We start from the raw sequence: 26593 nt of genomic DNA, 5'->3' as shown, positions 1-26593 counted from the left end.
GGGCCCCGATCGTGAAGGAGAAAGAGTATGTTCAGGTCACTGATTCTTGCAGCGGTATTACTGGCTTCAGCCCCGCTGATCGCCAATGCGGGCGAAATCACCCTGTTGCCATCAGTAAAATTACAAATTGGCGATCGTGACGACTACGGCAGATACTGGGACGGTGGCTACTGGCGCGACCGTGACTACTGGAACCGTCACTATGAGTGGCGCGGAGACCGCTGGTGGAAACATGATAACGGCAGACACCGCGGCTGGTATAAAGACAACGCGTATGAGCGCGGCTACCGTGAAGGCTGGAACGATCGTGACGACCGTCGCGGCGGCTGGGATCGCGGCGGGAAAGGACGCGGCCACGGTCATGGCCACGGTCACCATTAATGCAAAAAGGAGCCTCCCGGCTCCTTTTTCTTTTAGAGCCCCAATGCGGTGCCAATAAGCAGCCACAGGTTCAGTGCCACTACCACCACCACGATTGCCCACCCGGTCCGTTTCACCAGCGTTGAGTTAACCAGTTCGCCCATCAGGGTTTTGTTGCTGGTAAAGATCAGCAGCGGCACCAGCGCCAGCGCGATACCAAAGCTCAGCAGCACCTGGCTCATGACCAGAATTCTCGTAGGATCAAGCCCCATCAGAATCACGATAAATGACGGGAGCATGGTGACGGAGCGACGAACCCACAGCGGAATATGGAAGCGGACAAACCCCTGCATCACCACCTGGCCTGCCAGCGTGCCCACTACCGTAGAAGAGAGACCGGCAGCCACCAGGCTGAGACCAAATATCGTGGCGGCAGCATGGCTCAGTAAGGGCTCCAGCGTGAGATAGGCCTGGTCGAGATCGGCAATACCGGTGTGGCCGTTAAAGTGGAAAGCGGCGGCTGCGGTAGCCATCATCGCCAGATTGACAAACCCCGCGATGGTCATGGCAATCGCCACGTCCCATTTGGTGGCGGAGTAACGCTCTTTGCGCGTTCCACCGTGGAGATGCTGGGTCAGCGAGGAGTGCAGGTAAATCACATGCGGCATGATAGTCGCCCCCAATACCCCGGCGGCCAGGAACACCGCTTCCGAGGTTGGCAGGCTTGGGATTGCCATACCTTTGCCGAGCTGCACCAGATTCGGCTGTGAGAAAATCAGCTCGACGATATAGGCCGCCGCGACAAACAGCAGCAGACCGCCGATAACCTTCTCCAGCGGCTTTTGACCCCGACGCTGCAGCATCAGGATCAGGAAAGTGGCAATCCCGGTCAGTACCGCCCCCTGCAACAGCGACACGCCCAGAATCAGCTTAAAGCCGATCGCTGCGCCGATAAATTCAGCGAGGTCAGTGGCCATGGCGATGATTTCCGCCTGGACCCAGTAGAGCCAGACGGCCGGACGCGGATAATGGTCGCGAATTTGCTCTGCCAGGTTTTTACCTGTGGCAATCCCCAGCTTTGCGGAGAGCATCTGAATCAGCATCGCCATCAGGTTAGCCCAGACGACCACCCACAGCAGCTTATAGCCGAAGCTGGCCCCGGCCTGAATATTGGTCGCAAAGTTACCTGGATCGATATAGCCAATGGCAGCGATGAACGCAGGTCCCATTAATGCGAACCGCAACTTGCGCGCGGCTCTGCCACTGCTACCCTCTACGCGACTGTTTGTCATTTCTGCCTCTGAAATATAGCCTTTGCTATGTTTAATGCTATCAAAATGAGAATGATTATCAAGATCATTTGTGATGTTTACAGTGATTTCTCTGATAGCTTTGAACGATAGACGGGCGGGTAAGTGGGGCGATCTAACAGAAACTAAAATCGCGCGCGCTTTTGTGAAGACTAGCACACAAACTTAACTTTTCACTCATTTACCTAACATAACAAAAATGTATTGTGGATCACTATTTTTGAGACTCGTCACAGGATGTAACTATAGTGTGTCCTCGATCTCGTTTTCTTTTCGCTTGTTACATAGAATGTGCACGAAAATTAAACCTGCCTCATATTTGGAGCAAATATGGACCGCGTCCTTCATTTTGTCCTGGCACTTGTTGTCGTTACTGCACTTGCATTGCTGGTCAGCACAGACCGCAAAAAAATTCGTATCCGTTATGTTGTCCAACTGCTGGTCATTGAAGTTTTACTTGCGTGGTTCTTCCTGAACTCAAACGTAGGCCTCGGCTTCGTGAAAGGCTTCTCCGAAATGTTCGAAAAACTGCTCGGATTCGCCAATGAAGGGACCAACTTTGTCTTCGGTAAAATGAACGACGAAGGTCTGGCGTTCTTCTTCCTGAAGGTTCTCTGCCCTATCGTCTTCATCTCCGCGCTGATCGGTATCCTGCAGCACATCCGCGTTCTGCCGTTCGTTATTCGTGGAATTGGTTTCCTGTTATCCAAAGTGAACGGCATGGGCAAGCTGGAATCCTTCAACGCCGTCAGTTCCCTGATCCTCGGTCAGTCTGAGAACTTCATCGCGTATAAAGATATTCTCGGCAAAATGTCCCGCAACCGCATGTACACCATGGCGGCAACCGCAATGTCTACCGTTTCCATGTCTATCGTGGGCGCGTATATGACCATGCTGGAGCCAAAGTATGTTGTTGCAGCGCTGGTTCTGAACATGTTCAGCACCTTTATCGTTCTGTCGCTGATCAACCCGTACCGCGTTGACGCAAGCGAAGAGAACATTCAGATGTCAAACCTGCACGAAGGCCAGAGCTTCTTCGAAATGCTGGGTGAGTACATTCTGGCGGGCTTCAAAGTAGCGATTATCGTTGCCGCCATGCTGATCGGCTTCATTGCGCTGATTTCTGCACTGAACGCCCTGTTCGCCGCGGTGCTGGGTATCTCCTTCCAGGGTATTCTGGGCTACATCTTCTACCCGGTTGCCTGGGTGATGGGTGTTCCGGCTCACGAAGCGCTGCAGGTGGGCAGTATCATGGCAACCAAACTGGTTTCTAACGAATTCGTTGCGATGATGGATCTGCAGAAAATTGCCAGCACGCTTTCTCCGCGCGCGGAAGGCATTCTGTCCGTGTTCCTGGTCTCCTTCGCGAACTTCTCGTCCATCGGGATTATCGCGGGCGCGATTAAAGGTCTGAACGAAGAACAGGGCAACGTGGTTTCTCGCTTTGGCCTGAAGCTGGTTTACGGCTCTACGCTGGTGAGCGTCCTGTCTGCTTCTATCGCGGCACTGGTACTCTAACGTTTAGCGTTAAACAAAAACCGGGAGCCTGGCTCCCGGTTTTTTTATGCCCGCAATTCTTCCAGCGGTTTGGGTTTGCCTATCAGGTAGCCCTGCAGGTAATCCACGCCGAAGCGAAGCAGCATCTCGCGCTGCGCCGGTGTTTCGACGTATTCCGCTACGACGCACAGCGATTTCGTCTTCGCCAGATTACACATCGACTGCACGATCATCGCATCCATATCATCGGTACAAATGTCTTTAATAAAGCAGCCGTCAATTTTAATGATGTCTGCCTGCAGGCGTCTGAGGCGCTCGTAGTTGGCGTAGCCGGTACCAAAATCATCTATAGCAATCCGGAAACCGTAATCCCGCAGTTGCTGAATATTGTGGATGCTGCTGCCTGAATTTGAGAAGGCCTGCTCTTCGGTAATCTCAATCACGACGGACTGAGGCGCAACGCCGTAGCGTTCAAAGAGCGCACAAATCTCGGACGCCACCTCTTTTTGCATCAGCGTAAGCGGCATCAGATTAACGGAGAAACGAACGCCAGCCTGCGTTGAAGGGTGATCGCGCAGCCACAGCAGTAATTTCTCCATGACGCACATATCAAACCGGTGGCTAAGGTTGAACTGGGCAATCAACGGAATAAAGCGGTCAGGAGTGAAGATCTCGCCCTCGCTCTCCATACGCGCCAGAATTTCGTAGTAGCCGCTCCCGTCCGCCTTCTGGATCGGTTGCGCGTATAAATGGAACTGGCCCGCCTCCAGGGCATGCTTAATCCGCGCCAGCATCAGGACACGTTCTGTCGTTTGCCCTGATGCCGCCTCGAGGCTATTCGTGAGCGCAAGCACGTTGTTTGTTGTTCCGCAGGATTGCTCGGCCAGCCAGCTCAGTTGCCCCAGCGTGTGGTGCAATTTTTCGCCGTTTTCGACCATTCCCCAGGACGCACCGAATTCAATATCCAGCCCGGTGTTGTTCCAGAAAATCTTACGGCTGTTCAGCCGATCAACCATATGCTGGAGGCGCTCAGCGGTTCCCGGACCCAGTAATACCAGCACAAGTTCGCTTCCGGGGAGCTGGAAGAGCGTCTCATCTTTTTGCAGGAGAGGCTGCAGCGACGTGGCGATCGTACGTTTGCAATGGACCCGCATGAGGATCCCATAGTGGCGGCTCAAAAATTCCAGGTTATCCATACGCAGAATGCTCACTTTTGCATCCGGGTGAATCTCAAGATAATCCTCCAGCGCACGAATATTGGGCAATCCGGTCAGCGGATCGGTGAGCGCCCTGCCCTGCCAGCCTCGCTTAAGCCACTCGCTGCGCTGGTAAATACGCGACATGTAAAGCAGGCAGATCGCGAACGAGATAAGCACTGACAGAATAAAAGAGAGCGAATGGCCCGATTCCACCCCGTTAAGGAAGTTGTAGTTGTAGGTCAACAGCAGCAGCGCAGATACAGCCCACAGCAGAGAAATCAACGCATAGGTCAGTCGGCTTATCGCTAAGGTAAAAAGAATAAAAATCAGCGGCATCAAATAGCCCGCAATGACGGGAGATTCAAAAGGACCACATAAAATGACGAGAATGAAACTTAAAAGCACCAGCCAGGCAAAAATATATAATGAATTCTTGTGAAAAAACACGGGCTTCACGCTTCGTCGCCAGAAATTTATTGCATAACGAGGATTAATTATCATTCTTAACGGGTAATAGAACATCATGGTAAAAATCAATGCCGCACATATCAGGCTTTGTATATCCACAACGTTATAAATTACCGTCCCTTCGCCGAAAAAGGTCGAAATTGTCACCGGAAAATCAAACAAATAGCCCGCCAAATACATCGACAGCTTAATCCCTATTGGCACCATAAAACCGAGCCAGAATATCCGCAATCCGATGTGCTTGTTAGGGATGGAGTGGCGCCAACGCTTACCCAGCATGATGCGCAGAAGGCCGCACGCCGCGAACAACGCAAAGGTCTGACAGAACAGTAATACTGAATATTGTAGCGGTGCTAAATTTACATAGAATAAATTAGTGACAGTAAAACCTAACAAAATGGGAAGAATAGCCCTGCGCCCAAATAGCAGAATTACCGCCAGCATTACGCTTAAAGGTAACCATGCTAAATAAACGTCGTGACCATTAACAATTGCGCGGGGAGAGAGATAACGGGAGACAGGTACCGCAATCAGGCATAAAGCCAGAGCAATCATAAATATCTTTACATTATTGTAAGTTTTTCTATTCATTAACCTGGGCGTTATTTTCCGAGAGAATTATTGACCGGATGGATAATAGGTTTATTAATTGCGCGAATCAAGTTCAAGTCTATTTTTAGACTGGTTTATTGATGTCGATTGAGGTGAGGTACGGGAATACCTTCTTTTTGATAACAAAATACGGTGGCGAGTGTTACAAACACATAAAAAAAACCCTCGTCTTTCGACGAGGGTTTACAATTTTGGTGGAGCTAAGCGGGATCGAACCGCTGACCTCTTGCATGCCATGCAAGCGCTCTCCCAGCTGAGCTATAGCCCCACATGTAACTTTACTGACCGCACTCTGTTGGGTTCAGAGTTTGGTGGAGCTAAGCGGGATCGAACCGCTGACCTCTTGCATGCCATGCAAGCGCTCTCCCAGCTGAGCTATAGCCCCATCGTAAAGCTGTCATGTTGACGGGCGGCATAATATGAATTCCACCGCGGAGTGTCAACGGCAAAATCAATCCCAGCAATTCAATCGCCGAAAATTCATGCAAATGAATCACTTTGCGAGCCTGCTCGCAGTCAGGAGTTAAGCCTGTCACGTTTTCACGTAAAACGGTGCTATAAAATGAGCCGTTAATTAACCCTACTGATATTCAGGAAATTGTATGATCAAGGAACGAATGACGCCAGAAGAGTTAGCCCTCCTCACTGGCTATAGCCGCCAGACCATCAATAAATGGGTACGCAAAGAGGGTTGGATTACATCACCAAAACCAGGCGTCCAGGGCGGGAAAGCTCGCCTGGTACATGTGAACGAAAAAGTCCGTGACTTTATCCGCAGCGCACGTCGGGCAAGTGAAACGCCCGAACTGCCAGAAGGCGTCAGTCATGATAGTTCGCTCCACACGCTGCTCCTGACGCTGGCCAATGAAATGACGCCGGAAGAGCAGAAGCAGATGACATCGCTGTTAATGCGGGAAGGGATTACCGGCTTGTTGCAACGTTTAGGGATTCGCGATCAGAACTGATATGAAAAAATTACGCAGCAAAATGACCACGGAAGAGCTGGCGGAGAGTTTGGGCGTTGCCAGACAAACGGTTAATCGCTGGATACGCCAGCAGGGATGGAAAACCGAAGGCCTCAACGGCGTGAAGGGTGGTCGCGCGCGGCTCATTCATATTGATGCGCGCGTGAAGGAACATATTATGAGCCTTCCGGCGATCCGTAACCGTCAGGCGGTTTACCATCTCGCTGAGGTCACCGCTTCATACAGTGAACCCTCTTCAAACCTGTCTCCGGGCATTATTGAGACGCTGGAGAGTATGACTCAGCCAGAGCAGAGGCGTCTGGACGCCTTATTGAAACGCGAAGGCATACACGGCTTTCTGACGCGGCTCGGTCTCACGGAATAAAAGGCATAAAAAAAACGGCAGGTTACCCTGCCGTTTTTTATCTGAGGCCTAATTACTGCTGGTTTTCGCGTTCAGCAATAAAGTCCAGCGCCCTGTTAATGCGCGCCACGCTGCGTGACTTGCCGATGGCGTGAACCGTCACATCCAGTGCCGGAGACTGACCCGCCCCGGTCACCGCAACGCGCAGTGGCATGCCGACTTTACCCATACCGACTTCCAGTTCGTCTGCCGTCGCCTGAATGGCGTGATGCACATTCTCAGCGGTCCACTCGGTAAGGGCCGCCAGCTTGTCGCGCACCACTTCCAGCGGCTGACGCGCAACCGGACGGAGGTGTTTCTTCGCGGCGTCCGCGTCGAACTCTTCAAACTCTTCATAGAAGTAGCGGCAGCTTTCGGCAATCTCTTTCAGCGTTTTGCAGCGCTCGCCGAGGAGTTTCACCAGGTCCGCCAGCTCAGGGCCAGTGCGGGTATCAATATTTGCCTGCTCAATATGCCACTGCAGATACGTCGCCACATATTCTGGCTGCATGGTGTTGATGTAGTGATGGTTCAGCCACAGGAGCTTGTCGGTATTAAAGGCGCTCGCTGATTTGCTTACAGAGCTCAGAGAGAATAGTTCGATCATCTCTTCGCGGCTAAAGATCTCCTGGTCACCGTGGGCCCAGCCCAGACGCACCAGATAGTTCAGCAGCGCTTCCGGCAGATAGCCGTCGTCGCGATACTGCATAACGCTTACCGCACCGTGACGTTTAGACAGTTTTTTCCCGTCATCACCGTTGATCATGGAGACGTGCGCATAAACTGGCACAGGAGCGTTCAGCGCCTTCAGGATGTTGATCTGACGTGGCGTATTGTTGATATGGTCTTCACCACGGACAACGTGGGTAATTTCCATATCCCAGTCGTCAACCACAACGCAGAAGTTGTAGGTTGGAGAACCGTCGGTACGACGGATGATCAGATCGTCCAGCTCCTGGTTGCTGAATTCAATTGGGCCACGGATCTGGTCGTCAAAGATTACCGATCCCTCTTGCGGGTTAGCAAAACGCACCACGCAAGGCTCATCTGCAGCATGCTCGCTATGGTCGTGGCGGCAGCGGCCGTCATAACGCGGCTTTTCACCGTTCGCCATCTGCGCTTCACGCAGTTCATCCAGACGCTCTTTAGAGCAGTAGCACTTATACGCCGTGCCCGCGACCAGCATCTCATCAATGACGGCGTTATAGCGGTCAAAGCGTTTGGTCTGGAAGTAAGGACCTTCATCCCATTCCAGATTCAGCCAGTTCATCCCATCCATAATGGCTTCAATTGCTTCTGGCGTGGAGCGCTCAAGATCGGTGTCTTCAATACGCAGCACGAACTCACCTTTGTTGTGGCGTGCGAAAAGCCAGGAATAGAGAGCGGTACGTGCACCACCGACGTGCAGATAGCCTGTCGGGCTCGGCGCGAAGCGAGTTTTGATTTTCATGAAATGGCCTTACGTTATAAAGATGCCGGCAATCGGCAAATCCTGGGGAAAAAACGATGGGCAATATTCTATCACTGTGGGGGGATTCCTCAATGTTGATCCCTTTATCGTGACCTAGATTGCGATTTTTGTTTAGAAATCATGCGTCATTGCCCGTTTCGCGATCGTTTTGTTTAATTTTACGACGAACGAATAAAAACTTTAGAAAATGCGTTGACTCATTTTCAACTCTCCCTATAATGCGACTCCACACAGCGGGGGTGATTAGCTCAGTTGGTAGAGCATCTCCTTTACACGGAGGGGGTCGGCGGTTCGAGCCCGTCATCACCCACCATCTACTTCGGTAGACCCGCAGTGTAGATAAGAATTGAGATTGGGCGATTAGCTCAGTTGGTAGAGCATCTCCTTTACACGGAGGGGGTCGGCGGTTCGAGCCCGTCATCGCCCACCATTCTCACCTTATCGCAGCAGTTCCGAAATGGGCGATTAGCTCAGTTGGTAGAGCATCTCCTTTACACGGAGGGGGTCGGCGGTTCGAGCCCGTCATCGCCCACCATTTCGGGTCGTTAGCTCAGTTGGTAGAGCAGTTGACTTTTAATCAATTGGTCGCAGGTTCGAATCCTGCACGACCCACCAATGTAGAAAGGCGCCCTAAAGGCGCCTTTTTGCTATCTGAAGTTTGTCTACTTCCGCCTTCCAGTACGCTTTCACCGCATCATCATTACTGATTGTGTATCAATGTAACTCCCTGCCAGATATGGCAGTTTTGCTCAAGCTAATCCCGTTGGTGCCGATACCTCTGTTTTATAACGCGAGGAAAAAGTATGACGACCATTCAGGCTTCAACCCAACAGATTCAAACCAGCGGCGCGAGTGGAACTTCCAGCAGTAACGATATCGCTACGCAAATCACCCGCATTCTCGACAAGATCAAAAAGCTGACTCAGCAGTTAAAAGAGCTGGCAAACAGTCCCGTCAGCACCGATGAGAAGAAAAAGCAGCAGGAACTTATTCAGACCCAGCTCAAAGTGCTGCAGGCACAGCTCGCCGCGCTGCAGCGCCAGCAGGCAGAAGAGGCCCAAAAGAAGCAGGATCAAAAGCTGGGCAAAGTGGAAGGTGTGAATACCCCTTCAGACAATAATCAGATTGATATTTACATCTAATCTTCTGATGCGTTAAACAGTGGGTCGCGTATGCGGGCTTCGGTTAATCGTTGTGCCTGGATACGCACCACTTCCCAGATAGCCTGCGCCGCTCCCGAGAGTGAGCGATTTTTTCGCCGCACCAGCATCAGCTTTCGCTCAACAACGGGCGTTAATCGCTTGACGGCTAACCGGCTTCCCTGCGGCAGGGGAAGCGCCAGGGCGGGCAACACGCTGATGCCAATGCCGGCTTCTACCATGGGAAAAAGCGTCGCCGGGTGACCAATCTCCTGCACGATCGTTGCCTTTACGCCCTGATTCACCAGCGCGGAATCAATCAGCGGACGGCTGCCCGAGGCATAATCCTGTAAAACCAGGTTCGCGCCCTGCAGGGACTGCCAGCTGACTTCCGGCAACTCTGCCAGCGGGTCGTCGTCACGGCAGAGCAGCAAGAATGGCTCGGAAAGTACGCTTTCACACGCCAGATCGCTCGCCTGGCCGGGATCGATAACAATACCAAAATCCACATCTCCCTGGCGGATGCTCTCCAGCACCCACTGCTGCGGCCTGTCATGCAGGACAAAATCAATGTCCGGGTAGCGATGACTTCCCTCGGCAATACATTGCGGGATAAGGTGCGCAGAGATTGTCTGGCTGGCCGCGACGCGCACGGTCCCCGAAAGCTGCTGCCCCAGCCTCCCCACGTCTCTGAGCGTGCTGTTCAGCTCATCCAGCAATCGTTCAAGACGCAGGGCGAGCTGCTGCCCCGCTTCGGTCAGCACCACTTCACGGGTTGTGCGGTCAAGCAACTTCACCCCGGTCTGATTCTCAAGCTCTTTCACGCTGTGGCTGACCGCCGACTGGCTCAGGCCAATCATCTCCCCTGCCCGGCTAAAGCTGCGGGCGTGAGCGACGGTGACGAAAATACGAAGCTGGCGTAAGGAATAATTCATCTGTTTTATTCATGAATGGATGCAATAAATCAATTTTATTTCTCAAATGGAAAAAAGCACAATAGCGACATCTGTTTTCAGGAGTCATTATGAAACTATTTCGTATTGTTGATCCGTTTACGCTCACCCTGGTGGTTACCGTTTTACTGGCCTCGTTCTTCCCCGCCCGCGGGGGCTTCGTCCCGTTTTTTGAAGGGCTGACGACGGCCGCCATCGCGCTGCTGTTCTTTATGCACGGCGCAAAGCTCTCGCGCGAAGCGATTATTGCCGGCGGTAGCCACTGGCGGCTGCATCTCTGGGTGATGTGCAGCACGTTCATTCTGTTCCCAATCCTCGGAGTGCTGTTTGCCTGGTGGGCGCCGGTTAACGTCGACCCGGCGCTCTACACCGGTTTCCTGTATCTCTGTATTCTGCCGGCTACCGTGCAGTCCGCCATTGCCTTTACCTCTCTCGCGGGAGGAAACGTTGCGGCCGCGGTTTGCTCGGCATCGGCATCCAGCCTGTTAGGGATTTTCGTTTCCCCGCTGCTGGTGGGCCTGCTGATGAACATGCACGGCGCGGAAGGCAATCTCGAGCAGGTTGGAAAAATTTGCCTGCAGCTGCTGCTGCCGTTTGTCCTGGGGCATCTATCCCGTCCATGGACCGGGGCGTTCGTGACGAAGCACAAGAAATGGATCTCAAAAACCGACCAGTCGTCGATTCTGCTGGTGGTCTATTCCGCCTTCAGCGAAGCGGTTGTGAACGGGATCTGGCATAAGGTGGGCGCAGGCTCGCTGCTGTTTATCGTGGTGGTCAGCATCGTCCTGCTGGCGATTGTGATTGCGGTAAACGTCTTTGTGTCACGCAGGTGCGGCTTCAGCAAAGCGGATGAAATCACCATTGTCTTCTGCGGTTCCAAAAAGAGCCTGGCAAACGGTATCCCGATGGCCAATATTTTGTTCCCGACCTCGGTGATTGGGATGATGGTGCTGCCGCTGATGATTTTCCACCAGATCCAGCTGATGGTCTGCGCGGTGCTGGCGCGTCGCTACAAGCGCCAGACCGAAAAGCTGGCGCAGGAAGAGACCCGCGCCGCGAAGGCTTAAGGACGTTTCAGGGGCTGAACCAGCTGGGTCAGCCCCTCAGTTTTGATCAGTAACGTGATAGCCATCAGCTCGCCCAGTCGCCCTGCCGGGAATTCATCCTTACGGGCAAACCACAGCAGATACTCCTCCGGCAAATCAATCAGCCTGCGGCCCTTGTATTTACCGAACGGCATCTCCGTATTGGCTATTTCAACGAGCTGTTCTTTCTCCACGTTACTCTCCTAACAGACGCATCATTTCCGCTTCGTCGATAACCTCAATGCCGAGCTCCTGGGCTTTTGCCAGCTTCGAACCCGCCGCTTCCCCGGCGATCACCAGGTCGGTTTTCTTCGACACGCTGCCCGCCACTTTGGCCCCCAGCGCCACCAGGCGCGCTTTCGCATCGTCGCGTGAAAGCTGGCTCAGGCTGCCGGTCAGGACGACCGTTTTACCGGCGAACGGGCTGTCGATCTCTTCGGCGTTAACCACTACCGGCGCTGGCCACCTGATGCCCTCTTCCAGCAGCTTGCCGATAACTTCACGGTTGCTCTCTTCGGCGAAGAAGTTAAAGACGTGCGTGGCGACCACAATGCCTACGTCAGGGACTTTCTGCAGCTCGTCGATGCTTGCCTTTTCCAGCGCCTCCAGCGTACCAAAGTACGCCGCCAGGCCCGCTGCCGTTGCCTCACCCACTTCACGAATGCCCAGCGCGTACAGGAAGCGGGCAAAGGTGGTCTCTTTGGCGGCTTCCAGCGCGTTAACCACATTCTGGGCTGACTTTGGCCCCATGCGATCCAGGCCGGTCAGTTTACCTGCCGTCAGCCTGAAGAGATCCGCTGGCGTATGAACATACTCTTTCTCAACCAGCTGATCGATAATCTTGTCGCCCATGCCGTCGACGTCCATCGCCCGACGGGAGACGAAGTGCTTCAGCGACTCTTTACGCTGCGCGCCACAGATTAAGCCACCCGTACAGCGCGCCACCGCTTCACCTTCCACACGCTCAACGTCGGAGCCGCACACGGGGCAGTGGGTCGGGAAGACGATCTCGCGCGTATCGGCAGGACGCTCTGACTCCACGACGTTAACCACCTGCGGGATAACGTCGCCCGCGCGGCGAATCACCACTTTGTCACCAATGCGCAGGCCGAGGCGTTCGATTTCATCGGCGTTATGCAGCGTGGCGTTACTCACCAGCACGCCCGCAACCTGCACGGGCTCCAGACGGGCGACCGGGGTAATCGCCCCCGTACGGCCAACCTGGAACTCCACGTCGCGAACGACGGTCATCTGCTCCTGAGCAGGGAACTTAAACGCCACCGCCCAGCGCGGCGCGCGCGCCACAAAGCCCAGCTGCTCCTGCAGCGCCAGTGAATTCACCTTGATGACGACGCCATCAATATCAAAACCGAGCGTCGGACGGTCCTCTTCCACCTTGTGGTAGAACGCCAGCACCGCTTCCGGCGAGTCGCAGAGCTGAACGCGGTTGCTCACCGGCAGGCCCCACGCTTTAAACTGCAGCAGGCGTCCGAGGTGCGTTTCCGGCAGCTCGCCGCCCTCCAGAATACCGACGCCGTAGCAGAAGAAAGTAAGCGGTCGCTTCGCGGTAATACGCGGGTCAAGCTGGCGCAGAGAGCCTGCCGCCGCATTACGCGGGTTAGCAAACACCTTCCCGCCGGTGCGACGCGCCTCATCGTTAATTTTCTCGAAGCCCGCCTGGGGCAGGAACACCTCGCCGCGCACTTCCAGACGCGCGGGAATGTTGTCACCCTGCAGCTTCAGCGGGATCGCGCGGATGGTACGCACGTTGGTGGTGATGTCTTCGCCCGTCGTACCGTCGCCACGCGTTGCGGCACGCACCAGCACACCGTTTTCATAGAGAAGACTGACCGCCAGGCCATCCAGCTTGAGCTCGCAGCACCAGGTGAGGGAGTCGCTGCTTTTCAGACGATCCTGCACGCGCTTGTTAAACGCGAGGAAGCTCTCTTCATCAAATACGTTATCCAGCGACAGCATCGGCACCTCATGGCGCACCTGGCTGAAAGCGCCCAGCGGCTCAGCGCCGACGCGCTGGGTAGGGGAATCCGGCGTGATAAGCTCCGGATGCTGCGCCTCTAATTCGCGCAGCTCGCGCATCAGGCGGTCATATTCGGCATCCGGGACTTCCGGCGCGTCCATAACATGATAGAGGTATTCATGATGGCGAAGCGTGGTTCGCAGTTCAGTGAGTTGTTGTTCGATTGAGTCCATATCGCACCATCAATGAGAAAAAACCCCCGACAGGCGGGGGTTGAGGAGGAGTTGAAGTAAACGCGACGATTACGCGTTAGCTTCCTTAACTTCGCGGATGCGGTCCTGATACTCGCGCAGCTTCTGCGGGGTCATCATTCGACGCTGATCGTCGAGCACCACGCCGCCGACTTCGTCAGCGATGTGCTGAGCGGACTGCAGCATCAGCTTAAAGTTTTGCAGTTCGTCGCCGTAAGAAGGCACCTGCATAAAGATAGTGACGCCCGGGGTCACGAAATCACCGGTCATTTCCGGATCAAAGGTGCCAGGGTTAACCATGTTGGCCAGGCTGAACAGCGCCGGACCGCTACCGTCAGGGCTCAGATGGCGATGGAAAATGTTCATATCGCCAAACTTGAATCCTGCCTGTTGAATACTGTTGAGCAGCACGTCACCGTTAAGATGGCTGCCGTGATGCGCGGCCACGTTCATGATGATCACCGCTTCTTTACGCTGCGGTTTTTCAACAACCGGCTCTGGTTCTACAACGGGCTCAGGCTCAACGTGTAGAGCCGGAGCAGGCTGAGGCGCAGGCTGTACGTGAACAGGCTGCTGCGGTTGTTGTACCGGCTGAGCTGGCTGTTGCTGCACGGGCTGCTGCACCGGTTGCTGTTGAACCGGCTGTGGCGCAGCAGGCTGCTGATAGACAGGCTGTTGCGGCGGCTGGCGCACCGGTTCTTCCACAGGCTGCGGCGCTGGCTGGCGCGGCTGTGCGGAAGCATACGGCGGTTGATACTGGTGCTGCGAAGGACGAGGCGCTTCATGCTCCCCATGGCCTGCGCCGGGCGCAGTATTGACCCGATGAACACGAACTTCACCCACGCCGTCGTCATCGCTGCCGTCGATGTCATCTTCACTGTCATCGTCGTCACGACTGGACTTCATGCGCTTCAGTGGGCGATCGCGAAACATCGAGGAACGCTCTTTACGGCTGGTCCAGAAACCATGTACCAGTAAAGCGATTATGGCGATCGCGCCAACAATGATTAATATCAGACGCAAATCCTGCATCATTATATTCTCTGTTGTTCTAACACCTTGCCACCACGGCAAACATTTACTCACTAAGAGTATTTGCCGTTTACGTCAAGTGCAAGTGTGTGCAGAGCATTCACAGCATAAAGATGAAGGAAATCGTGCTTTTTGCTGGTTTTTCGAACATTTCCGAACTGGTCATTGCTCCGTAAGTGGATAATATAGGCGGGCAATTCCACTGGTTGTGTAAAAAGGAGTACAGCCTGGCTATGGTTTCAACATCTTCTTCTCCCCCGCGCAGCGGCGTCTGGTATTTTTCTCAGGGCTGGAAACTGGTCTCCCTGCCGGGGATTCGACGCTTCGTGATTCTGCCGCTGTTGATCAACATTATTCTGATGGGCGGCGCGTTCTGGTGGCTATTCGCAAAGCTGGAGAGCTGGATCCCGTCGCTGATGAGTTACGTGCCGGACTGGCTGCAGTGGCTTAACTACCTGCTCTGGCCGGTGGCGGTGATCTCCGTGCTGCTGGTGTTTGGGTACTTCTTTTCGACGATTGCCAACTGGATAGCCGCACCGTTCAACGGTCTGCTGGCGGAACAGCTGGAAGCGCGGCTTACTGGTGCGACGCCACCGGACACGGGCGTGCTGGGGATCATGAAAGACCTGCCACGCATCATGAAGCGCGAGTGGCAGAAGTTTGCCTGGTACCTGCCCCGCGCGGTCGTGCTGCTTATCCTCTATTTTGTGCCAGGCATTGGCCAGACGGTGGCGCCGGTGCTGTGGTTCCTGTTCAGCGCCTGGATGCTGGCCATCCAGTACTGCGACTATCCGTTCGATAACCACAAGGTGCCGTTTAAAGAGATGCGCACCGCCCTGCGCAGCCAGAAGGTCGCCAATATGCAGTTTGGCGCGCTAACCAGCCTGTTCACCATGATTCCCTTCCTGAATCTGTTCATCATGCCCGTCGCCGTCTGCGGCGCGACGGCGATGTGGGTCGACTGCTACCGTGCTAAGCACGCGTTATGGAAATAATGCAAAAATGTGTAAAGCAGGGGTGGCTTATGCCGCCCCTTATTCCATACTGATCCCCATTATTTCCTTGCAGTATATAGATATGCGAATTCCTTACTTCCCCCTACTTGCTCAACAGGTATGCTGGGTCGGTATCCCAATTTCATACAGTTAAGGACAGGCCATGAGTAAGATTTATGAAGACAACTCGCTGACTATCGGTCATACGCCCCTGGTTCGACTGAACCGTATCGGTAATGGACGCATTCTGGCGAAGGTCGAATCACGTAACCCGAGCTTCAGCGTAAAATGCCGTATCGGTGCAAACATGATTTGGGATGCTGAAAAACGTGGCGTACTGAAGCCTGGCGTTGAGCTGGTGGAACCGACCAGCGGCAATACCGGTATCGCTCTGGCCTATGTTGCCGCCGCGCGTGGCTACAAGCTGACGCTGACCATGCCAGAAACCATGAGCATTGAGCGTCGTAAGCTGCTCAAAGCGCTGGGCGCGAACCTGGTGCTGACCGAAGGCGCGAAGGGCATGAAGGGCGCCATTCAGAAAGCTGAAGAGATTGTGGCCAGCGATCCGGCGAAATATCTGCTGCTTCAGCAGTTCAGCAACCCGGCTAACCCGGAAATTCACGAGAAGACCACAGGTCCGGAAATCTGGGAAGATACCGACGGCCAGGTTGACGTCTTTATCTCCGGCGTAGGTACCGGCGGTACGCTGACCGGCGTGTCACGCTATATTAAAGGCACAAAGGGTAAAAAAGACCTGATCACCGTTGCCGTTGAGCCAACTGACTCACCGGTTATCACCCAGGCACTGGCGGGTGAAGAGCTTAAGCCAGGCCCGCATAAAATTCAGGGTATTGGCGCAGGCTTCATTCCGGGCAACCTGGATCTGAAGCTGATCGATAAAGTGGTGACTATCACTAACGAAGAAGCCATTTCTACCGCGCGTCGCCTGATGGATGAAGAAGGCATTCTGGCGGGTATCTCTTCCGGTGCAGCCGTTGCGGCAGCGCTCAAGCTTCAGGAAGATGAAGCCTTTACCAACAAGAATATTGTGGTTATCCTTCCTTCTTCGGGCGAGCGTTACTTGAGCACCGCACTGTTTGCCGATCTGTTTACCGAAAAAGAACTGCAACAGTAGTGCCAGCATGTTAATAACGCGTAAAAAAGCACCTTTTCAGGTGCTTTTTTGTGGCCTGCTTCAAACTTTTGCCCCTCCTGGCATTGCTTCACCCCGTTGGGTCTGGTATTTAAACCAGCAATTATTTTGATGCGTGAAATTAATCGGTGAATGAAATAGCCTTGCTGAATCGATTTTATGATTTGGTTCAAGTCTTGCTTTCGCTGCATAATGTTTAATGACGATCGAAACGTCAGCGCTAACAATACAGGCTAAAGTTCAGTCGCCAGGCTAGACTTTAGTTCCACAACACTAAACCTATAAGTTGGGGAAATACAATGTTCCAGCAAGAAGTTACCATTACCGCTCCGAACGGTCTGCACACCCGCCCTGCTGCTCAGTTTGTTAAAGAAGCAAAAGGCTTCACTTCTGAAATCACTGTGACTTCCAACGGCAAAAGCGCGAGCGCAAAAAGCCTGTTCAAACTGCAGACTCTGGGCCTGACTCAGGGCACCGTTGTCACCATCTCTGCAGAAGGTGAAGACGAGCAGAAAGCAGTTGAGCATCTGGTAAAACTGATGGCTGAGCTCGAGTAAGTTTCCGGGTTCTTTTAAATATCAGTCACAAGTAAGGTAGGGTTATGATTTCAGGCATTTTAGCATCCCCGGGTATCGCTTTCGGCAAAGCACTGCTGCTGAAAGAAGACGAGATCGTCATCGACCGGAAAAAAATTTCTGCCGACAAGGTTGATCAGGAAGTTGAACGTTTTCTGAGCGGTCGTGCCAAGGCATCTGCGCAACTGGAAGCAATCAAAACTAAAGCTGGCGAAACTTTCGGTGAAGAAAAAGAAGCCATCTTCGAAGGGCACATCATGCTGCTCGAAGATGAGGAGCTGGAGCAGGAAATCATAGCCCTGATTAAAGATAAAGGCATGACGGCCGACGCGGCTGCGCATGAAGTTATCGAAGGTCAGGCAACTGCCCTGGAAGAACTGGATGATGAATACCTGAAAGAGCGTGCGGCTGACGTACGTGACATCGGTAAGCGCCTGCTGCGCAACATCCTGGGTCTGGCCATCATCGATCTGAGCGCGATTCAGGATGAAGTTATCCTGGTTGCCGCTGACCTCACCCCGTCTGAAACCGCACAGCTAAACCTGAAAAAGGTCCTCGGTTTCATCACCGACGCGGGTGGCCGTACCTCGCACACCTCTATCATGGCGCGCTCTCTGGAACTGCCTGCCATCGTGGGTACCGGTAGCGTCACCTCTCAGGTGAAAAACGGCGACTATCTGATTCTGGATGCCGTAAACAATCTGGTTTACGTCAACCCAACCAATGAAGAGATCGATAAACTGCGCGCGGTTCAGGAGCAAGTTGCGACTGAAAAAGCGGAACTCGCTAAGCTGAAAGACCTGCCAGCCATCACCCTGGACGGCCATCAGGTAGAAGTGTGCGCAAACATCGGTACCGTCCGCGACGTTGATGGCGCTGAGCGCAACGGTGCGGAAGGCGTAGGTCTCTATCGTACAGAATTCCTGTTCATGGACCGCGACGCGCTGCCAACGGAAGAAGAGCAGTTTGCTGCCTATAAAGCCGTGGCTGAAGCGTGTGGTTCTCAGGCGGTTATCGTCCGTACCATGGACATCGGCGGCGACAAAGAGCTGCCGTACATGAACTTCCCGAAAGAAGAGAACCCGTTCCTGGGCTGGCGTGCAATCCGTATCGCGATGGATCGTAAAGAGATCCTGCGTGACCAGGTTCGCGCGATCCTGCGTGCCTCTGCTTTCGGTAAACTGCGCATCATGTTCCCGATGATCATCTCTGTTGAAGAAGTGCGTGCACTGAAGAAAGAGATCGAAATCTACAAACAGGAACTGCGCGACGAAGGTAAAGCGTTTGACGAGTCAATCGAGATCGGCGTGATGGTGGAAACACCTGCGGCGGCGACCATTGCGCGTCATTTAGCCAAAGAAGTTGATTTCTTTAGTATCGGCACCAATGATTTAACGCAGTACACCCTGGCAGTTGACCGTGGTAATGATATGATTTCACATCTCTACCAGCCAATGTCACCGTCCGTACTGAACTTGATCAAGCAAGTTATTGATGCTTCTCATGCAGAAGGTAAATGGACTGGCATGTGTGGTGAGCTTGCAGGCGACGAACGTGCTACACTTCTGTTGCTGGGTATGGGTCTGGACGAATTCTCTATGAGCGCCATTTCCATCCCGCGCATTAAGAAGATTATCCGTAACACGAACTTCGAAGATGCGAAGGTGTTAGCAGAGCAGGCTCTTGCTCAACCGACAACGGACGAGTTAATGACGCTGGTTAACAAGTTCATTGAAGAAAAAACAATCTGCTAATCCACGAGATGCGGCCCAAATTACTGCTTAGGAGAAGATCATGGGTTTGTTCGATAAACTGAAATCTCTGGTTTCTGATGATAAGAAAGACTCCGGAACTATTGAGATTGTTGCTCCGCTCTCCGGCGAGATCGTCAACATCGAAGACGTGCCGGATGTAGTGTTTGCTGAGAAAATCGTTGGTGATGGCATTGCTATCAAACCAACTGGCAACAAAATGGTTGCTCCAGTTGACGGCACCATCGGTAAAATTTTTGAAACCAACCATGCGTTCTCTATCGAATCTGATAGCGGTATCGAACTGTTCGTTCACTTCGGTATCGACACCGTTGAACTGAAAGGCGAAGGCTTCAAACGTATCGCGGAAGAAGGCCAGCGTGTTAAAGTTGGCGACCCGGTAATTGAATTCGATCTGCCACTGCTGGAAGAAAAAGCCAAGTCTACCCTGACGCCGGTTGTTATCTCCAACATGGACGAAATCAAAGAACTGATCAAACTGTCTGGCAGCGTCACCGTAGGTGAAACTCCGGTTATCCGCATCAAGAAGTAATTCTTGCCGCACAGAAAAATGGCGCCTTCGGGCGCCATTTTTGTTTATGCCGGTAGGATAAGCTCGTCGTAGCCCTTCGACTGGGTATAGAGCATCACGTCAGTCACCCGATCGCCGGCCATGCGAATGGCGTCGGCAACGGTTTTCCCCTCAACAATTCCGCTCACCAGCTCTGAACAGAACAGGTCGCCCGTCCCTTTCAGATCGGTTTCTACGCGCGGATGCGCGCTGACGGTCACGCCTTCATTCGTCACCAGCACCACGTGGATGTTTTCCGGGTCATCGGTCACCGGCGCGCTGGTGATCGCCACCCATTTCAGGCTATCAGAGAGCAGTCCCTGCGCCGCCGCGATGGCGCTTTCCGGCGTACGGCACGGTTTGCCGCTTAACACTTCCAGCTCATAGACGTTTGGCGTAATCCCCTGCGCCAGCGGCAGCAGGTGCTCCCGATACGCCTGCGGGATCTCGGGCTTGACGTACATACCGCTGTCGATATCTCCGATAACCGGGTCGACCAGCACCAGCAGGTCAGGATGCTGCGCTTTGACCGCCTTCAGCCATTGAGCCAGCAGGACGATCTGGCTTGCGCTGCCCATATAGCCGGTGGTGACCGCTTTAAGCTCGCGCAGGATCTCGCGTTCTTCCAGTGCCTTAAGATAGCCGCTGAACCACTCGTCGGGGATCACCCCACCATAAAACGTGTCGTAATGCGGCGTGTTGCTAAACAGAACCGTCGGCACGGCGGTGACGTTCAGCCTGTGGGTACGAATATTCGGTACCGCAATGCTGTTCCCCACGCTGCCGTAAACCACCTGCGACTGCACTGCGACAATGTCGGTTTGCTGCGCCCGGGTGTTATCCCGGAATAGAATCATCTCCATGACGCTTAAATCCCCGCCCCCTGCGAATAACTCTCTTCACCAAAGACGCCGGTAGACAGATAGCGATCGCCGCGATCGCAAATAATCGCCACTACTACCGCCCCCGGGTTTGCCTGCGCCACCCGAATCGCCCCCGCTACCGCGCCGCCCGAGCTGACGCCGCAGAAGATACCTTCGCGCACGGCCAGCTCACGCATGGTATTTTCCGCCTCGCGCTGGTGAAGATCCAGCACCTGGTCCACCAGCTGCGCATTAAAAATGCCGGGCATATACTCCGCCGGCCAGCGGCGAATCCCCGGAATGCTGCTCCCCTCTTCCGGCTGGAGGCCAACGATGGTGACGGCTTTTTCCTGCTCGCGCAGAAAACGCGATACCCCGGTAATGGTGCCGGTGGTGCCCATGCTGGAGACAAAATGGGTGATACGCCCGTCGGTTTGCTGCCAGATTTCCGGGCCGGTGGTGGTGTAGTGCGCGTACGGGTTGTCCGGATTGTTGAACTGATCCAGCAGTTTACCTTCACCGCGCCCGGCCATCTCCAGCGCTAAGTCGCGCGCGCCTTCCATTCCCTGCTCTTTGGTCACCAGAATCAGCTCGGCCCCGTAGGCACGCATCGCGGCGCGGCGCTCCTGGCTCATGTTGTCCGGCATCAGCAGCTTCATGCGGTAGCCTTTCAGCGCGGCGATCATCGCCAGGGCGATACCGGTGTTGCCGCTGGTGGCCTCAATCAGCACGTCGCCTGGCTTGATTTCACCGCGCCTTTCGGCCTGGACAATCATCGACAGCGCCGCGCGGTCTTTCACCGAGCCCGCCGGGTTATTGCCTTCGAGTTTGACCCAGATTTCGCTGCCGTTGTCCGGACCCATGCGCTGAAGCTTGACCAAAGGAGTGTTGCCGATGGTGTGTTCTAATGTATTCATGATCGCTGTCCAATAAAAAGCCCGGTGGCGCTTCGCTTACCGGGCCTACAGACGTCATATTGTAGGCCGGGTAAGCGCAGCGCCACCCGGCAAAACTACGTAATCCTAACCTATCAGGCTGACTCCGCCAGAGCAATATCCTCGCGCGTCTCGATGCGCTCCTTCCCGTGATAAATACGGGCGTGCTGCAACCCAACAAACAGGCGCTCACCCCGGTGCGGCGGCACGTCGTCGCGCATGACCACGGTCAGCGGCTCGGTATACCAGCCCAGCGGCTGTACCACCAATTGGGTGTAGTGACCTTTAGGGCTAGCTTCCAGCACCTGCACCGGCAGCGGTGAATCCAGGCTGGTTCGGCGGCTCACGTCCACTTCCCACGGACGCAGGAACAGATCGACCGGCCCCTGATGCGCGGAGGTATAGCCCAGCGGCCAGCGGTGCGCGCCAACGTGGAACTGTCCGCCGCGAATAGTGCCCTGCAGACGGTTTACCTCGCCCATAAACTCCAGCACGAAGCGGGTCGCCGGCTCACGCCAGAGCTGCTCCGGCTCGTCAACCTGCTCAATGTTGCCCTGGCTCATGACCACCACGCGATCCGCAACTTCCATCGCCTCTTCCTGATCGTGGGTCACGAAGACGCTGGTGAACTTCAGCTCTTCATGCAGCTGGCGCAGCCAGCGGCGCAGCTCTTTACGCACCTGCGCATCCAGCGCGCCGAAGGGTTCATCCAGCAGCAGAATTTGCGGCTCAACGGCCAGCGCGCGCGCCAGCGCCACGCGCTGTTTCTGCCCGCCGGACAGCTGGGCCGGGAAACGATCCGCCAGGTGAGCCAGCTGCACCATCTCCAGCAGTTTGGTCACTTTCGCCTTAATGGTTGCCGCATCCGGACGTTCGCGACGCGGCAGCACGGTCAGGCCAAACGCGATGTTGTCGAACACGGTCATGTGGCGGAACAGCGCGTAGTGCTGGAACACAAAGCCTACTTTACGATCGCGGGCGTGCAGACGGCTCACGTCGGTGCCGTGGAAGCGGATGTGCCCGCTGGTCTGATGCTCAAGCCCGGCGATAATACGCAGCAGCGTGGTTTTGCCCGAGCCGGACGGCCCCAGCAGCGCCACCATTTGTCCGGAAGGGATATCCAGCGAGATATCATTCAGCACCTGGGTGCGACCAAAAGACTTCTTAATATTGGCAATCTCAATGCTCATGATTTCCCTCCTGATGCTGACGTTTTTCCTGATTTTCTAAACGCCACTGCACCACACTCTTCAAAAACAGGGTCAAGATGGCCATCAGCGTCAGCAACGCTGCGGCAGTAAACGAGCCGATGGTGTTGTAGTCCTGCTGCAGCAGCTCAATCTGGAGCGGCAGCGACAGGGTTTCACCCCGGATGGAGCCGGAGACGACGGAAACGGCACCGAACTCACCAATCGCGCGGGCGTTGGTCAGCACCACGCCGTAAAGCAGCGCCCAGCGGATATTCGGCAGCGTCACGCGACGGAACATCTGCCAGCCGGAAGCGCCCAGCAGCACCGCCGCTTCGTCTTCGTTGCTCCCCTGGCTTAACATCACCGGCACCAGCTCACGCACCACAAACGGACAGGTCACGAAGATGGTGACCAGCACCATGCCCGGCCAGGCGAACATGATCTGCAGGTTATGCTCGTCCAGCCAGCCGCCCAACGGACCGTTGGAGCCGTAAAAGAGCAGGTACACCAGACCCGCCACCACCGGCGATACGGCGAAAGGAATGTCCAGCAGGGTCAGCAGCAGCTGACGTCCCGGGAAGTTAAAGCGGGTTACCAGCCAGGCCAGCAGGGTCCCGAACACGAGGTTCACCGGCACGGTGATCAGCGCAATCAGCACCGTCAGCCAGATGGCATGCAGCATATCCGGGTTCGCCAGGTTTTCCAGCGCGGGCATCAGGCCCTTGCTGAACGCCTGAACGAAGATATAAACCGTCGGCACGACGAGAATGAGGGCGGAAACCAGCACGCCCGCCCCAATCAGAAACCATTTACCCCAGTTGATGCGGGGTGCATCGTATCGCTTCAATTGCGTAACTTCCGCCATCAGTGACCTACCACACGTCGACCAAAGCGACTTTGCAGAGTGTTAATTGAGTACAGCAGCAGCAGCGACGCCGCCAGGATCACCGAGGCAATCGCGCTCGCCGCCGGATAATCAAACTCCTGCAAACGGATGAAAATCATCAGCGAGGTGACTTCTGTTTTCCAGGCGATGTTCCCGGCGATAAAAATCACCGCGCCGAACTCACCGAGGCTGCGGGTAAACGACAGCGCGACGCCCGCCATCAGCGCCGGAGAGAGCTCCGGCAGAACCACCTTGCGGAAGCTCTGCCAGCGCGTGGCGCCCAGCGTTTCCGCCGCTTCTTCGTATTCCGGCCCCAACTCTTCCAGCACTGGCTGCACGGTACGGACCACAAACGGGATGCTGGTAAAAGCCATCGCCACCGCGATACCGAGCCAGGTGTAGGTTACTTTGATGTCGAATTTCGCCAGCCACTCGCCGTACAGCCCGTTCACGGAGAAGAGCGACGCGAGGGTTAAGCCTGCCACCGCCGTCGGCAGCGCAAACGGCAGATCCATCAGGGCGTCAAGCAGCGTGCGGCCCGGGAAGCGATAGCGGGTTAAGATCCACGCCATCAGCAGGCCAAACACGCCGTTAAAAATGGAGGCGACAAACGCCGACAGCAGCGTCACCTTATAGGCCGCCACCACCTGCGGGTTGGTGACCACGTCCCAGTACTGCGCCCAGCTCATCTGAGCAAGCTGCATCACCAGCGCGCTGAGCGGCAACAGCAGGATCAGGCAGACGAACAGCAGGCTGGTCCCGAGGCTTAAGGTAAAGCCCGGCAGCACGCGTTTTGTCGAAACTGCAAACATTACTTATGCCCCGCCGCCAGCAGTTTGTCTAACTCACCGCCGCTGGCAAAATGCGTTTTCATCACATCAGGCCAGGAGCCGAAACGATCTTCCACGCGGAACAAATCGGTCTGCGGGAACTTATCTTTCAGCTTGTTCATCACGTCCGGGTTGTTCACGCGGTAGTAGTAATCGGTAATGATGGTCTGCGCCTGCGGGCTGTACAGGTAGTTGAGATAGGCTTTTGCCGCTTTCTCGGTACCGTTTGCCTGCACGTTTTTATCCACCCACGCCACCGGGAACTCGGCCAGGATGTTGGTTTTCGGGATAACGACCTCGAAGCCCTGCGCTTCGTACTGTTTGCGGATGTTATTCACTTCCGATTCAAAGCTGATCAGCACGTCGCCGAGACCGCGCTCCGCGAAGGTCGTAGTCGCCCCGCGGCCGCCGGTATCAAACACTTCGACGTTTTTCAGGAACTGGGTCATGAACTGCTCGGTTTTGGCTTTATCGTTACCGTCAGCCTTGTCCGCCGCGCCCCACGCGGCTAAATAGGTATAACGCGCGTTACCGGAGGTTTTTGGGTTCGGGAAAATCAGCTTCACGTCGGAACGGACCAGGTCGCTCCAGTCGTGGATATTCTTCGGGTTGCCCTTACGCACCAGGAAGCCCATGGTGGAATAGAACGGGGAGCTATTGTTCGGCAGTCGGCTCTGCCAGTCTGCCGGGATCAGCTTGCCTTTGTCGTGCAGGATCTGCACGTCAGTCACCTGGTTGTAGGTCACCACATCCGCTTTCAGGCCCTGCAAAATCGCCAGCGCCTGCTTGGACGACCCGGCGTGGGACTGCTTGATGGTCAGCTTGTCGCCGTTATTATCTTTCGCCCACTGCTGTTCAAACGGTGGATTAAGGGCGGCAAACAGCTCGCGGGAGACGTCATACGAACTGTTCAACAGTTCAGTCGCCTGCGCCTGTGCCACCAGCAGTAAACCTGCCAGCGCCAGAGTTCCTTTTTTCAGTACAGTAACGGCCATTGCGAACCCTTATAAATGTGATGACTATCTTATAGTCATAATATTTATAACGGGGATGAAAGGAGTAACGGTTTTATATACCGTTTGGTGATTTAGAAGCAGAAAAGGGAATAAGGGGGAGGCCTGATGCCCTCACCCCGGCCCTCTCCCACAGGGAGAGGGAGAAAGGACATTACAGCGCCAGCAGACGCTCAACGGACGGCGCAAAGTAGTAGCCGCCGGTCACCGGTTTGGTGAAGCGCAACATGGCGTCGCGCTTGCCGTCGGTATCACCGAACATGCTCAGCAGCTGCTGCTCAATGTTATACAGGCGCGCGCAGTACGCGCAGAAGTAGAGGCCGTGCGTGCCGCTTGCCGTGCCGTAAGGCAGGCTCTGGCGGACAATCTTCAGCCCTTTGCCGTCTTCTTTGAGGTCAACGCGGGTCAGGTGAGAGGTCACAGGACGGTTGTCGCCGTCGATCTCTTCGTTGGCTTCTTTAGTGCGGCCAATCATCATCTCCTGGTCGTGCACGCTCATGCGGTTAAGCTGCTTGAGGTTGTGCTCCCAGCGCTGCACGAACACGTAGCTGCCGCCCGCGTCCACGCCGTCTTTGATTACCGCGACTTCACGACGCGTCTCTTCACCCGCCGGGTTTTCGGTGCCGTCGACGAAGCCGCTCAGATCGCGCTCTTCCACCCAGCGGAAGCCGTGAACCTCTTCCTGCACCTCAATGCTGTCGCCAAAGACCGCTACTGCCGCCTGGGCAACGGAAAAGTTCACGTCGTGACGCAGGGAGAGAATGTGGATCAGCACGTCGTACTGGGTTGCCGGAGCCAGACCTTTGCCGTAAGGGATGAAGTCTTTTAGCTCTTCCGCCCCTTCGCCACCGCTCAGCTGACGCCAGACGTTATTGCCAAAGGCAACAACGGCGCCGAGGTGCGCTTCCGGGAATTTGGCCTGGAAGGTGGCCAGCTTATCAACAAACGCTTTACCGGCCGCACGCAGGGCATCCACGTCCCCTTTAACATTGGCTTCAATCCAAATCGCCGCGCGGCAATGTTCTGGCAAAATGCCACTCTGAACCTGAGACATCGCTCCTCCTGAAATAAAGATGCCACGTCAGCGTGGCATTGATGGCGGCTATTA

General features: G+C 54.9%; 25 protein-coding genes and 6 tRNA genes. 15 read left to right on the top strand and 16 right to left on the bottom strand.

The features are described from left to right. Nucleotides 1-27 precede the first annotated feature (27 nt). Nucleotides 28-381: a DUF2502 domain-containing protein gene (locus USF70_RS10820; RefSeq protein WP_023308717.1), complete on the top strand. Its 354-nt coding sequence runs from the start codon at nt 28-30 to the stop codon at nt 379-381. Nucleotides 382-413: 32 nt separating this feature from the next. On the opposite strand, the gene USF70_RS10815 is transcribed toward USF70_RS10820, so the two are convergent. Continuing rightward, a complete protein-coding gene (locus tag USF70_RS10815; RefSeq protein ID WP_033146141.1) occupies nt 414-1652 on the bottom strand; it encodes an Nramp family divalent metal transporter in 1239 nt (412 codons plus the stop codon). 348 nt (nt 1653-2000) lie between these two features. On the opposite strand from USF70_RS10815, the gene USF70_RS10810 reads away from it, so the two are divergent. Continuing rightward, nucleotides 2001-3188 (top strand): NupC/NupG family nucleoside CNT transporter, encoded by a 1188-nt coding sequence (locus USF70_RS10810; RefSeq protein WP_008501591.1) that lies wholly within the window; start codon nt 2001-2003, stop codon nt 3186-3188. A 44-nt stretch (nt 3189-3232) separates the two neighbouring features. Here USF70_RS10810 and USF70_RS10805 read toward each other — a convergent pair whose 3' ends face one another. The 3 genes from USF70_RS10805 to USF70_RS10795 all read right to left on the bottom strand — a co-directional run bounded on the left by USF70_RS10805 (nt 3233) and on the right by USF70_RS10795 (nt 5831). Continuing rightward, the gene (locus USF70_RS10805) at nt 3233-5425 is read right to left on the bottom strand and encodes an EAL domain-containing protein (protein ID WP_320735626.1); all 2193 of its coding nucleotides are present in this window, start codon (nt 5423-5425) and stop codon (nt 3233-3235) included. Nucleotides 5426-5638: 213 nt separating this feature from the next. Further along, nucleotides 5639-5714: transfer RNA gene (locus tag USF70_RS10800), tRNA-Ala, on the bottom strand. Between the two features lie 41 nt (nt 5715-5755). Continuing rightward, nucleotides 5756-5831: transfer RNA gene (locus USF70_RS10795), tRNA-Ala, on the bottom strand. A 217-nt stretch (nt 5832-6048) separates the two neighbouring features. Between USF70_RS10795 and USF70_RS10790 the strand changes: the two genes are divergently transcribed. Together USF70_RS10790 and USF70_RS10785 are read left to right on the top strand one after the other, a co-directional pair. Further along, a complete protein-coding gene (locus tag USF70_RS10790; RefSeq protein ID WP_039263693.1) occupies nt 6049-6411 on the top strand; it encodes a YfeC-like transcriptional regulator in 363 nt (120 codons plus the stop codon). Between the two features lies 1 nt (nt 6412). Beyond that, nucleotides 6413-6796 (top strand): YfeC-like transcriptional regulator, encoded by a 384-nt coding sequence (locus USF70_RS10785; protein ID WP_033146144.1) that lies wholly within the window; start codon nt 6413-6415, stop codon nt 6794-6796. A 52-nt stretch (nt 6797-6848) separates the two neighbouring features. Here the strand turns inward: USF70_RS10785 and gltX are convergent, their stop codons facing one another. Next, nucleotides 6849-8264: a glutamate--tRNA ligase gene (gene gltX, locus USF70_RS10780; protein WP_087823074.1), complete on the bottom strand. Its 1416-nt coding sequence runs from the start codon at nt 8262-8264 to the stop codon at nt 6849-6851. A gap of 258 nt (nt 8265-8522) precedes the next feature. Between gltX and USF70_RS10775 the strand changes: the two genes are divergently transcribed. From USF70_RS10775 to USF70_RS10755, 5 genes are all read left to right on the top strand, one after another. Beyond that, nucleotides 8523-8598 (top strand) — tRNA-Val (locus tag USF70_RS10775). Between the two features lie 41 nt (nt 8599-8639). Continuing rightward, a tRNA-Val gene (locus USF70_RS10770) sits at nt 8640-8715 on the top strand. Between the two features lie 29 nt (nt 8716-8744). Continuing rightward, nucleotides 8745-8820, top strand: a tRNA-Val gene (locus USF70_RS10765). 4 nt (nt 8821-8824) lie between these two features. Then, nucleotides 8825-8900 (top strand) — tRNA-Lys (locus tag USF70_RS10760). A gap of 188 nt (nt 8901-9088) precedes the next feature. Further along, nucleotides 9089-9427 (top strand): FlxA-like family protein, encoded by a 339-nt coding sequence (locus USF70_RS10755; protein WP_320735625.1) that lies wholly within the window; start codon nt 9089-9091, stop codon nt 9425-9427. Here USF70_RS10755 and USF70_RS10750 read toward each other — a convergent pair. Further along, on the bottom strand, nt 9424-10359 hold the full coding sequence (locus USF70_RS10750) for a LysR family transcriptional regulator (protein ID WP_320735624.1): 936 nt from the start codon (nt 10357-10359) through the stop codon (nt 9424-9426). The two genes, USF70_RS10755 and USF70_RS10750, sit on opposite strands and share 4 nt — an antisense overlap. A gap of 89 nt (nt 10360-10448) precedes the next feature. On the opposite strand from USF70_RS10750, the gene USF70_RS10745 reads away from it, so the two are divergent. After that, nucleotides 10449-11444 (top strand): bile acid:sodium symporter family protein, encoded by a 996-nt coding sequence (locus tag USF70_RS10745; protein ID WP_320735623.1) that lies wholly within the window; start codon nt 10449-10451, stop codon nt 11442-11444. On the opposite strand, the gene USF70_RS10740 is transcribed toward USF70_RS10745, so the two are convergent. From USF70_RS10740 to zipA, 3 genes are all read right to left on the bottom strand, one after another. Next, a complete protein-coding gene (locus USF70_RS10740) occupies nt 11441-11656 on the bottom strand; it encodes a DUF3820 family protein (protein WP_003861328.1) in 216 nt (71 codons plus the stop codon). The genes USF70_RS10745 and USF70_RS10740 overlap by 4 nt on opposite strands. A gap of 1 nt (nt 11657) precedes the next feature. Next, a complete protein-coding gene (gene ligA / locus USF70_RS10735) occupies nt 11658-13673 on the bottom strand; it encodes an NAD-dependent DNA ligase LigA (protein ID WP_320735622.1) in 2016 nt (671 codons plus the stop codon). Between the two features lie 69 nt (nt 13674-13742). Further along, nucleotides 13743-14726, bottom strand: a complete 984-nt coding sequence (gene zipA / locus USF70_RS10730; RefSeq protein WP_167818372.1) for a cell division protein ZipA — start codon at nt 14724-14726, stop codon at nt 13743-13745. A 230-nt stretch (nt 14727-14956) separates the two neighbouring features. Here zipA and cysZ point away from each other — a divergent pair, with 230 nt between their 5' ends. The 5 genes from cysZ (at nt 14957) to crr (ending at nt 19750) form a co-directional block, all read left to right on the top strand. Further along, on the top strand, nt 14957-15718 hold the full coding sequence (gene cysZ, locus USF70_RS10725) for a sulfate transporter CysZ (RefSeq protein ID WP_033146150.1): 762 nt from the start codon (nt 14957-14959) through the stop codon (nt 15716-15718). 163 nt (nt 15719-15881) lie between these two features. Beyond that, the gene (gene cysK, locus USF70_RS10720) at nt 15882-16853 is read left to right on the top strand and encodes a cysteine synthase A (RefSeq protein WP_014884739.1); all 972 of its coding nucleotides are present in this window, start codon (nt 15882-15884) and stop codon (nt 16851-16853) included. A 317-nt stretch (nt 16854-17170) separates the two neighbouring features. Further along, a complete protein-coding gene (gene ptsH, locus USF70_RS10715) occupies nt 17171-17428 on the top strand; it encodes a phosphocarrier protein Hpr (protein ID WP_000487600.1) in 258 nt (85 codons plus the stop codon). 44 nt (nt 17429-17472) lie between these two features. Beyond that, nucleotides 17473-19200, top strand: a complete 1728-nt coding sequence (gene ptsI / locus USF70_RS10710; RefSeq protein ID WP_023332954.1) for a phosphoenolpyruvate-protein phosphotransferase PtsI — start codon at nt 17473-17475, stop codon at nt 19198-19200. A gap of 40 nt (nt 19201-19240) precedes the next feature. Beyond that, on the top strand, nt 19241-19750 hold the full coding sequence (gene crr / locus USF70_RS10705) for a PTS glucose transporter subunit IIA (RefSeq protein WP_003861316.1): 510 nt from the start codon (nt 19241-19243) through the stop codon (nt 19748-19750). Between the two features lie 44 nt (nt 19751-19794). Here the strand turns inward: crr and pdxK are convergent, their stop codons facing one another. From pdxK to USF70_RS10670, 7 genes are all read right to left on the bottom strand, one after another. Beyond that, nucleotides 19795-20631 (bottom strand): pyridoxine/pyridoxal/pyridoxamine kinase, encoded by an 837-nt coding sequence (gene pdxK / locus USF70_RS10700; protein ID WP_033146151.1) that lies wholly within the window; start codon nt 20629-20631, stop codon nt 19795-19797. A 5-nt stretch (nt 20632-20636) separates the two neighbouring features. Beyond that, nucleotides 20637-21548, bottom strand: coding sequence for a cysteine synthase CysM (gene cysM, locus USF70_RS10695; protein ID WP_210867439.1), 912 nt, complete (start codon nt 21546-21548; stop codon nt 20637-20639). Nucleotides 21549-21661: 113 nt separating this feature from the next. Beyond that, nucleotides 21662-22756: a sulfate/thiosulfate ABC transporter ATP-binding protein CysA gene (gene cysA / locus USF70_RS10690; protein WP_008501607.1), complete on the bottom strand. Its 1095-nt coding sequence runs from the start codon at nt 22754-22756 to the stop codon at nt 21662-21664. Next, on the bottom strand, nt 22746-23621 hold the full coding sequence (cysW, locus tag USF70_RS10685) for a sulfate/thiosulfate ABC transporter permease CysW (protein WP_023308733.1): 876 nt from the start codon (nt 23619-23621) through the stop codon (nt 22746-22748). Before cysW ends, cysA begins: the two co-directional genes overlap by 11 nt. After that, nucleotides 23621-24454 carry a sulfate/thiosulfate ABC transporter permease CysT gene (cysT, locus tag USF70_RS10680; RefSeq protein ID WP_004123378.1) on the bottom strand — a complete coding sequence of 278 codons (834 nt, stop codon included), beginning with the start codon at nt 24452-24454 and terminating at the stop codon, nt 23621-23623. The genes cysW and cysT overlap by 1 nt, the downstream gene beginning before the upstream one ends. Continuing rightward, the gene (locus tag USF70_RS10675) at nt 24454-25467 is read right to left on the bottom strand and encodes a sulfate ABC transporter substrate-binding protein (protein ID WP_087823076.1); all 1014 of its coding nucleotides are present in this window, start codon (nt 25465-25467) and stop codon (nt 24454-24456) included. Before USF70_RS10675 ends, cysT begins: the two co-directional genes overlap by 1 nt. A 172-nt stretch (nt 25468-25639) precedes the next feature. Beyond that, nucleotides 25640-26539, bottom strand: a complete 900-nt coding sequence (locus tag USF70_RS10670; protein ID WP_320735621.1) for a Dyp-type peroxidase — start codon at nt 26537-26539, stop codon at nt 25640-25642. Nucleotides 26540-26593 lie beyond the last annotated feature (54 nt).

The sequence above is a fragment of the Enterobacter sp. 237C8 genome, from assembly GCF_034106865.1.
Classification (GTDB): Bacteria; Pseudomonadota; Gammaproteobacteria; order Enterobacterales; family Enterobacteriaceae; genus Enterobacter; species Enterobacter asburiae_B.
The sequence above is the reverse complement of the archived record's forward strand: the minus strand, read 5'-3'. Positions and strand labels throughout refer to the sequence as shown.

Bases quoted from the DNA above. Each gene is read 5' to 3' on its own strand.
- USF70_RS10755 (WP_320735625.1), top strand. From the start codon at position 9,089: ATGACGACCATTCAGGCTTCAACCCAACAGATTCAAACCAGCGGCGCG.
- pdxK (WP_033146151.1), bottom strand. From the start codon at position 20,631: ATGGAGATGATTCTATTCCGGGATAACACCCGGGCGCAGCAAACCGAC.
- cysA (WP_008501607.1), bottom strand. From the start codon at position 22,756: ATGAGCATTGAGATTGCCAATATTAAGAAGTCTTTTGGTCGCACCCAG.
- cysZ (WP_033146150.1), top strand. From the start codon at position 14,957: ATGGTTTCAACATCTTCTTCTCCCCCGCGCAGCGGCGTCTGGTATTTT.
- USF70_RS10670 (WP_320735621.1), bottom strand. From the start codon at position 26,539: ATGTCTCAGGTTCAGAGTGGCATTTTGCCAGAACATTGCCGCGCGGCG.
- ptsH (WP_000487600.1), top strand. From the start codon at position 17,171: ATGTTCCAGCAAGAAGTTACCATTACCGCTCCGAACGGTCTGCACACC.
- USF70_RS10790 (WP_039263693.1), top strand. From the start codon at position 6,049: ATGATCAAGGAACGAATGACGCCAGAAGAGTTAGCCCTCCTCACTGGC.
- cysK (WP_014884739.1), top strand. From the start codon at position 15,882: ATGAGTAAGATTTATGAAGACAACTCGCTGACTATCGGTCATACGCCC.
- USF70_RS10675 (WP_087823076.1), bottom strand. From the start codon at position 25,467: ATGGCCGTTACTGTACTGAAAAAAGGAACTCTGGCGCTGGCAGGTTTA.
- cysM (WP_210867439.1), bottom strand. From the start codon at position 21,548: ATGAATACATTAGAACACACCATCGGCAACACTCCTTTGGTCAAGCTT.
- ligA (WP_320735622.1), bottom strand. From the start codon at position 13,673: ATGGACTCAATCGAACAACAACTCACTGAACTGCGAACCACGCTTCGC.
- USF70_RS10815 (WP_033146141.1), bottom strand. From the start codon at position 1,652: ATGACAAACAGTCGCGTAGAGGGTAGCAGTGGCAGAGCCGCGCGCAAG.
- zipA (WP_167818372.1), bottom strand. From the start codon at position 14,726: ATGATGCAGGATTTGCGTCTGATATTAATCATTGTTGGCGCGATCGCC.
- USF70_RS10810 (WP_008501591.1), top strand. From the start codon at position 2,001: ATGGACCGCGTCCTTCATTTTGTCCTGGCACTTGTTGTCGTTACTGCA.
- USF70_RS10785 (WP_033146144.1), top strand. From the start codon at position 6,413: ATGAAAAAATTACGCAGCAAAATGACCACGGAAGAGCTGGCGGAGAGT.
- gltX (WP_087823074.1), bottom strand. From the start codon at position 8,264: ATGAAAATCAAAACTCGCTTCGCGCCGAGCCCGACAGGCTATCTGCAC.
- cysT (WP_004123378.1), bottom strand. From the start codon at position 24,454: ATGTTTGCAGTTTCGACAAAACGCGTGCTGCCGGGCTTTACCTTAAGC.
- ptsI (WP_023332954.1), top strand. From the start codon at position 17,473: ATGATTTCAGGCATTTTAGCATCCCCGGGTATCGCTTTCGGCAAAGCA.
- crr (WP_003861316.1), top strand. From the start codon at position 19,241: ATGGGTTTGTTCGATAAACTGAAATCTCTGGTTTCTGATGATAAGAAA.
- USF70_RS10745 (WP_320735623.1), top strand. From the start codon at position 10,449: ATGAAACTATTTCGTATTGTTGATCCGTTTACGCTCACCCTGGTGGTT.
- cysW (WP_023308733.1), bottom strand. From the start codon at position 23,621: ATGGCGGAAGTTACGCAATTGAAGCGATACGATGCACCCCGCATCAAC.
- USF70_RS10750 (WP_320735624.1), bottom strand. From the start codon at position 10,359: ATGAATTATTCCTTACGCCAGCTTCGTATTTTCGTCACCGTCGCTCAC.
- USF70_RS10820 (WP_023308717.1), top strand. From the start codon at position 28: ATGTTCAGGTCACTGATTCTTGCAGCGGTATTACTGGCTTCAGCCCCG.
- USF70_RS10805 (WP_320735626.1), bottom strand. From the start codon at position 5,425: ATGAATAGAAAAACTTACAATAATGTAAAGATATTTATGATTGCTCTG.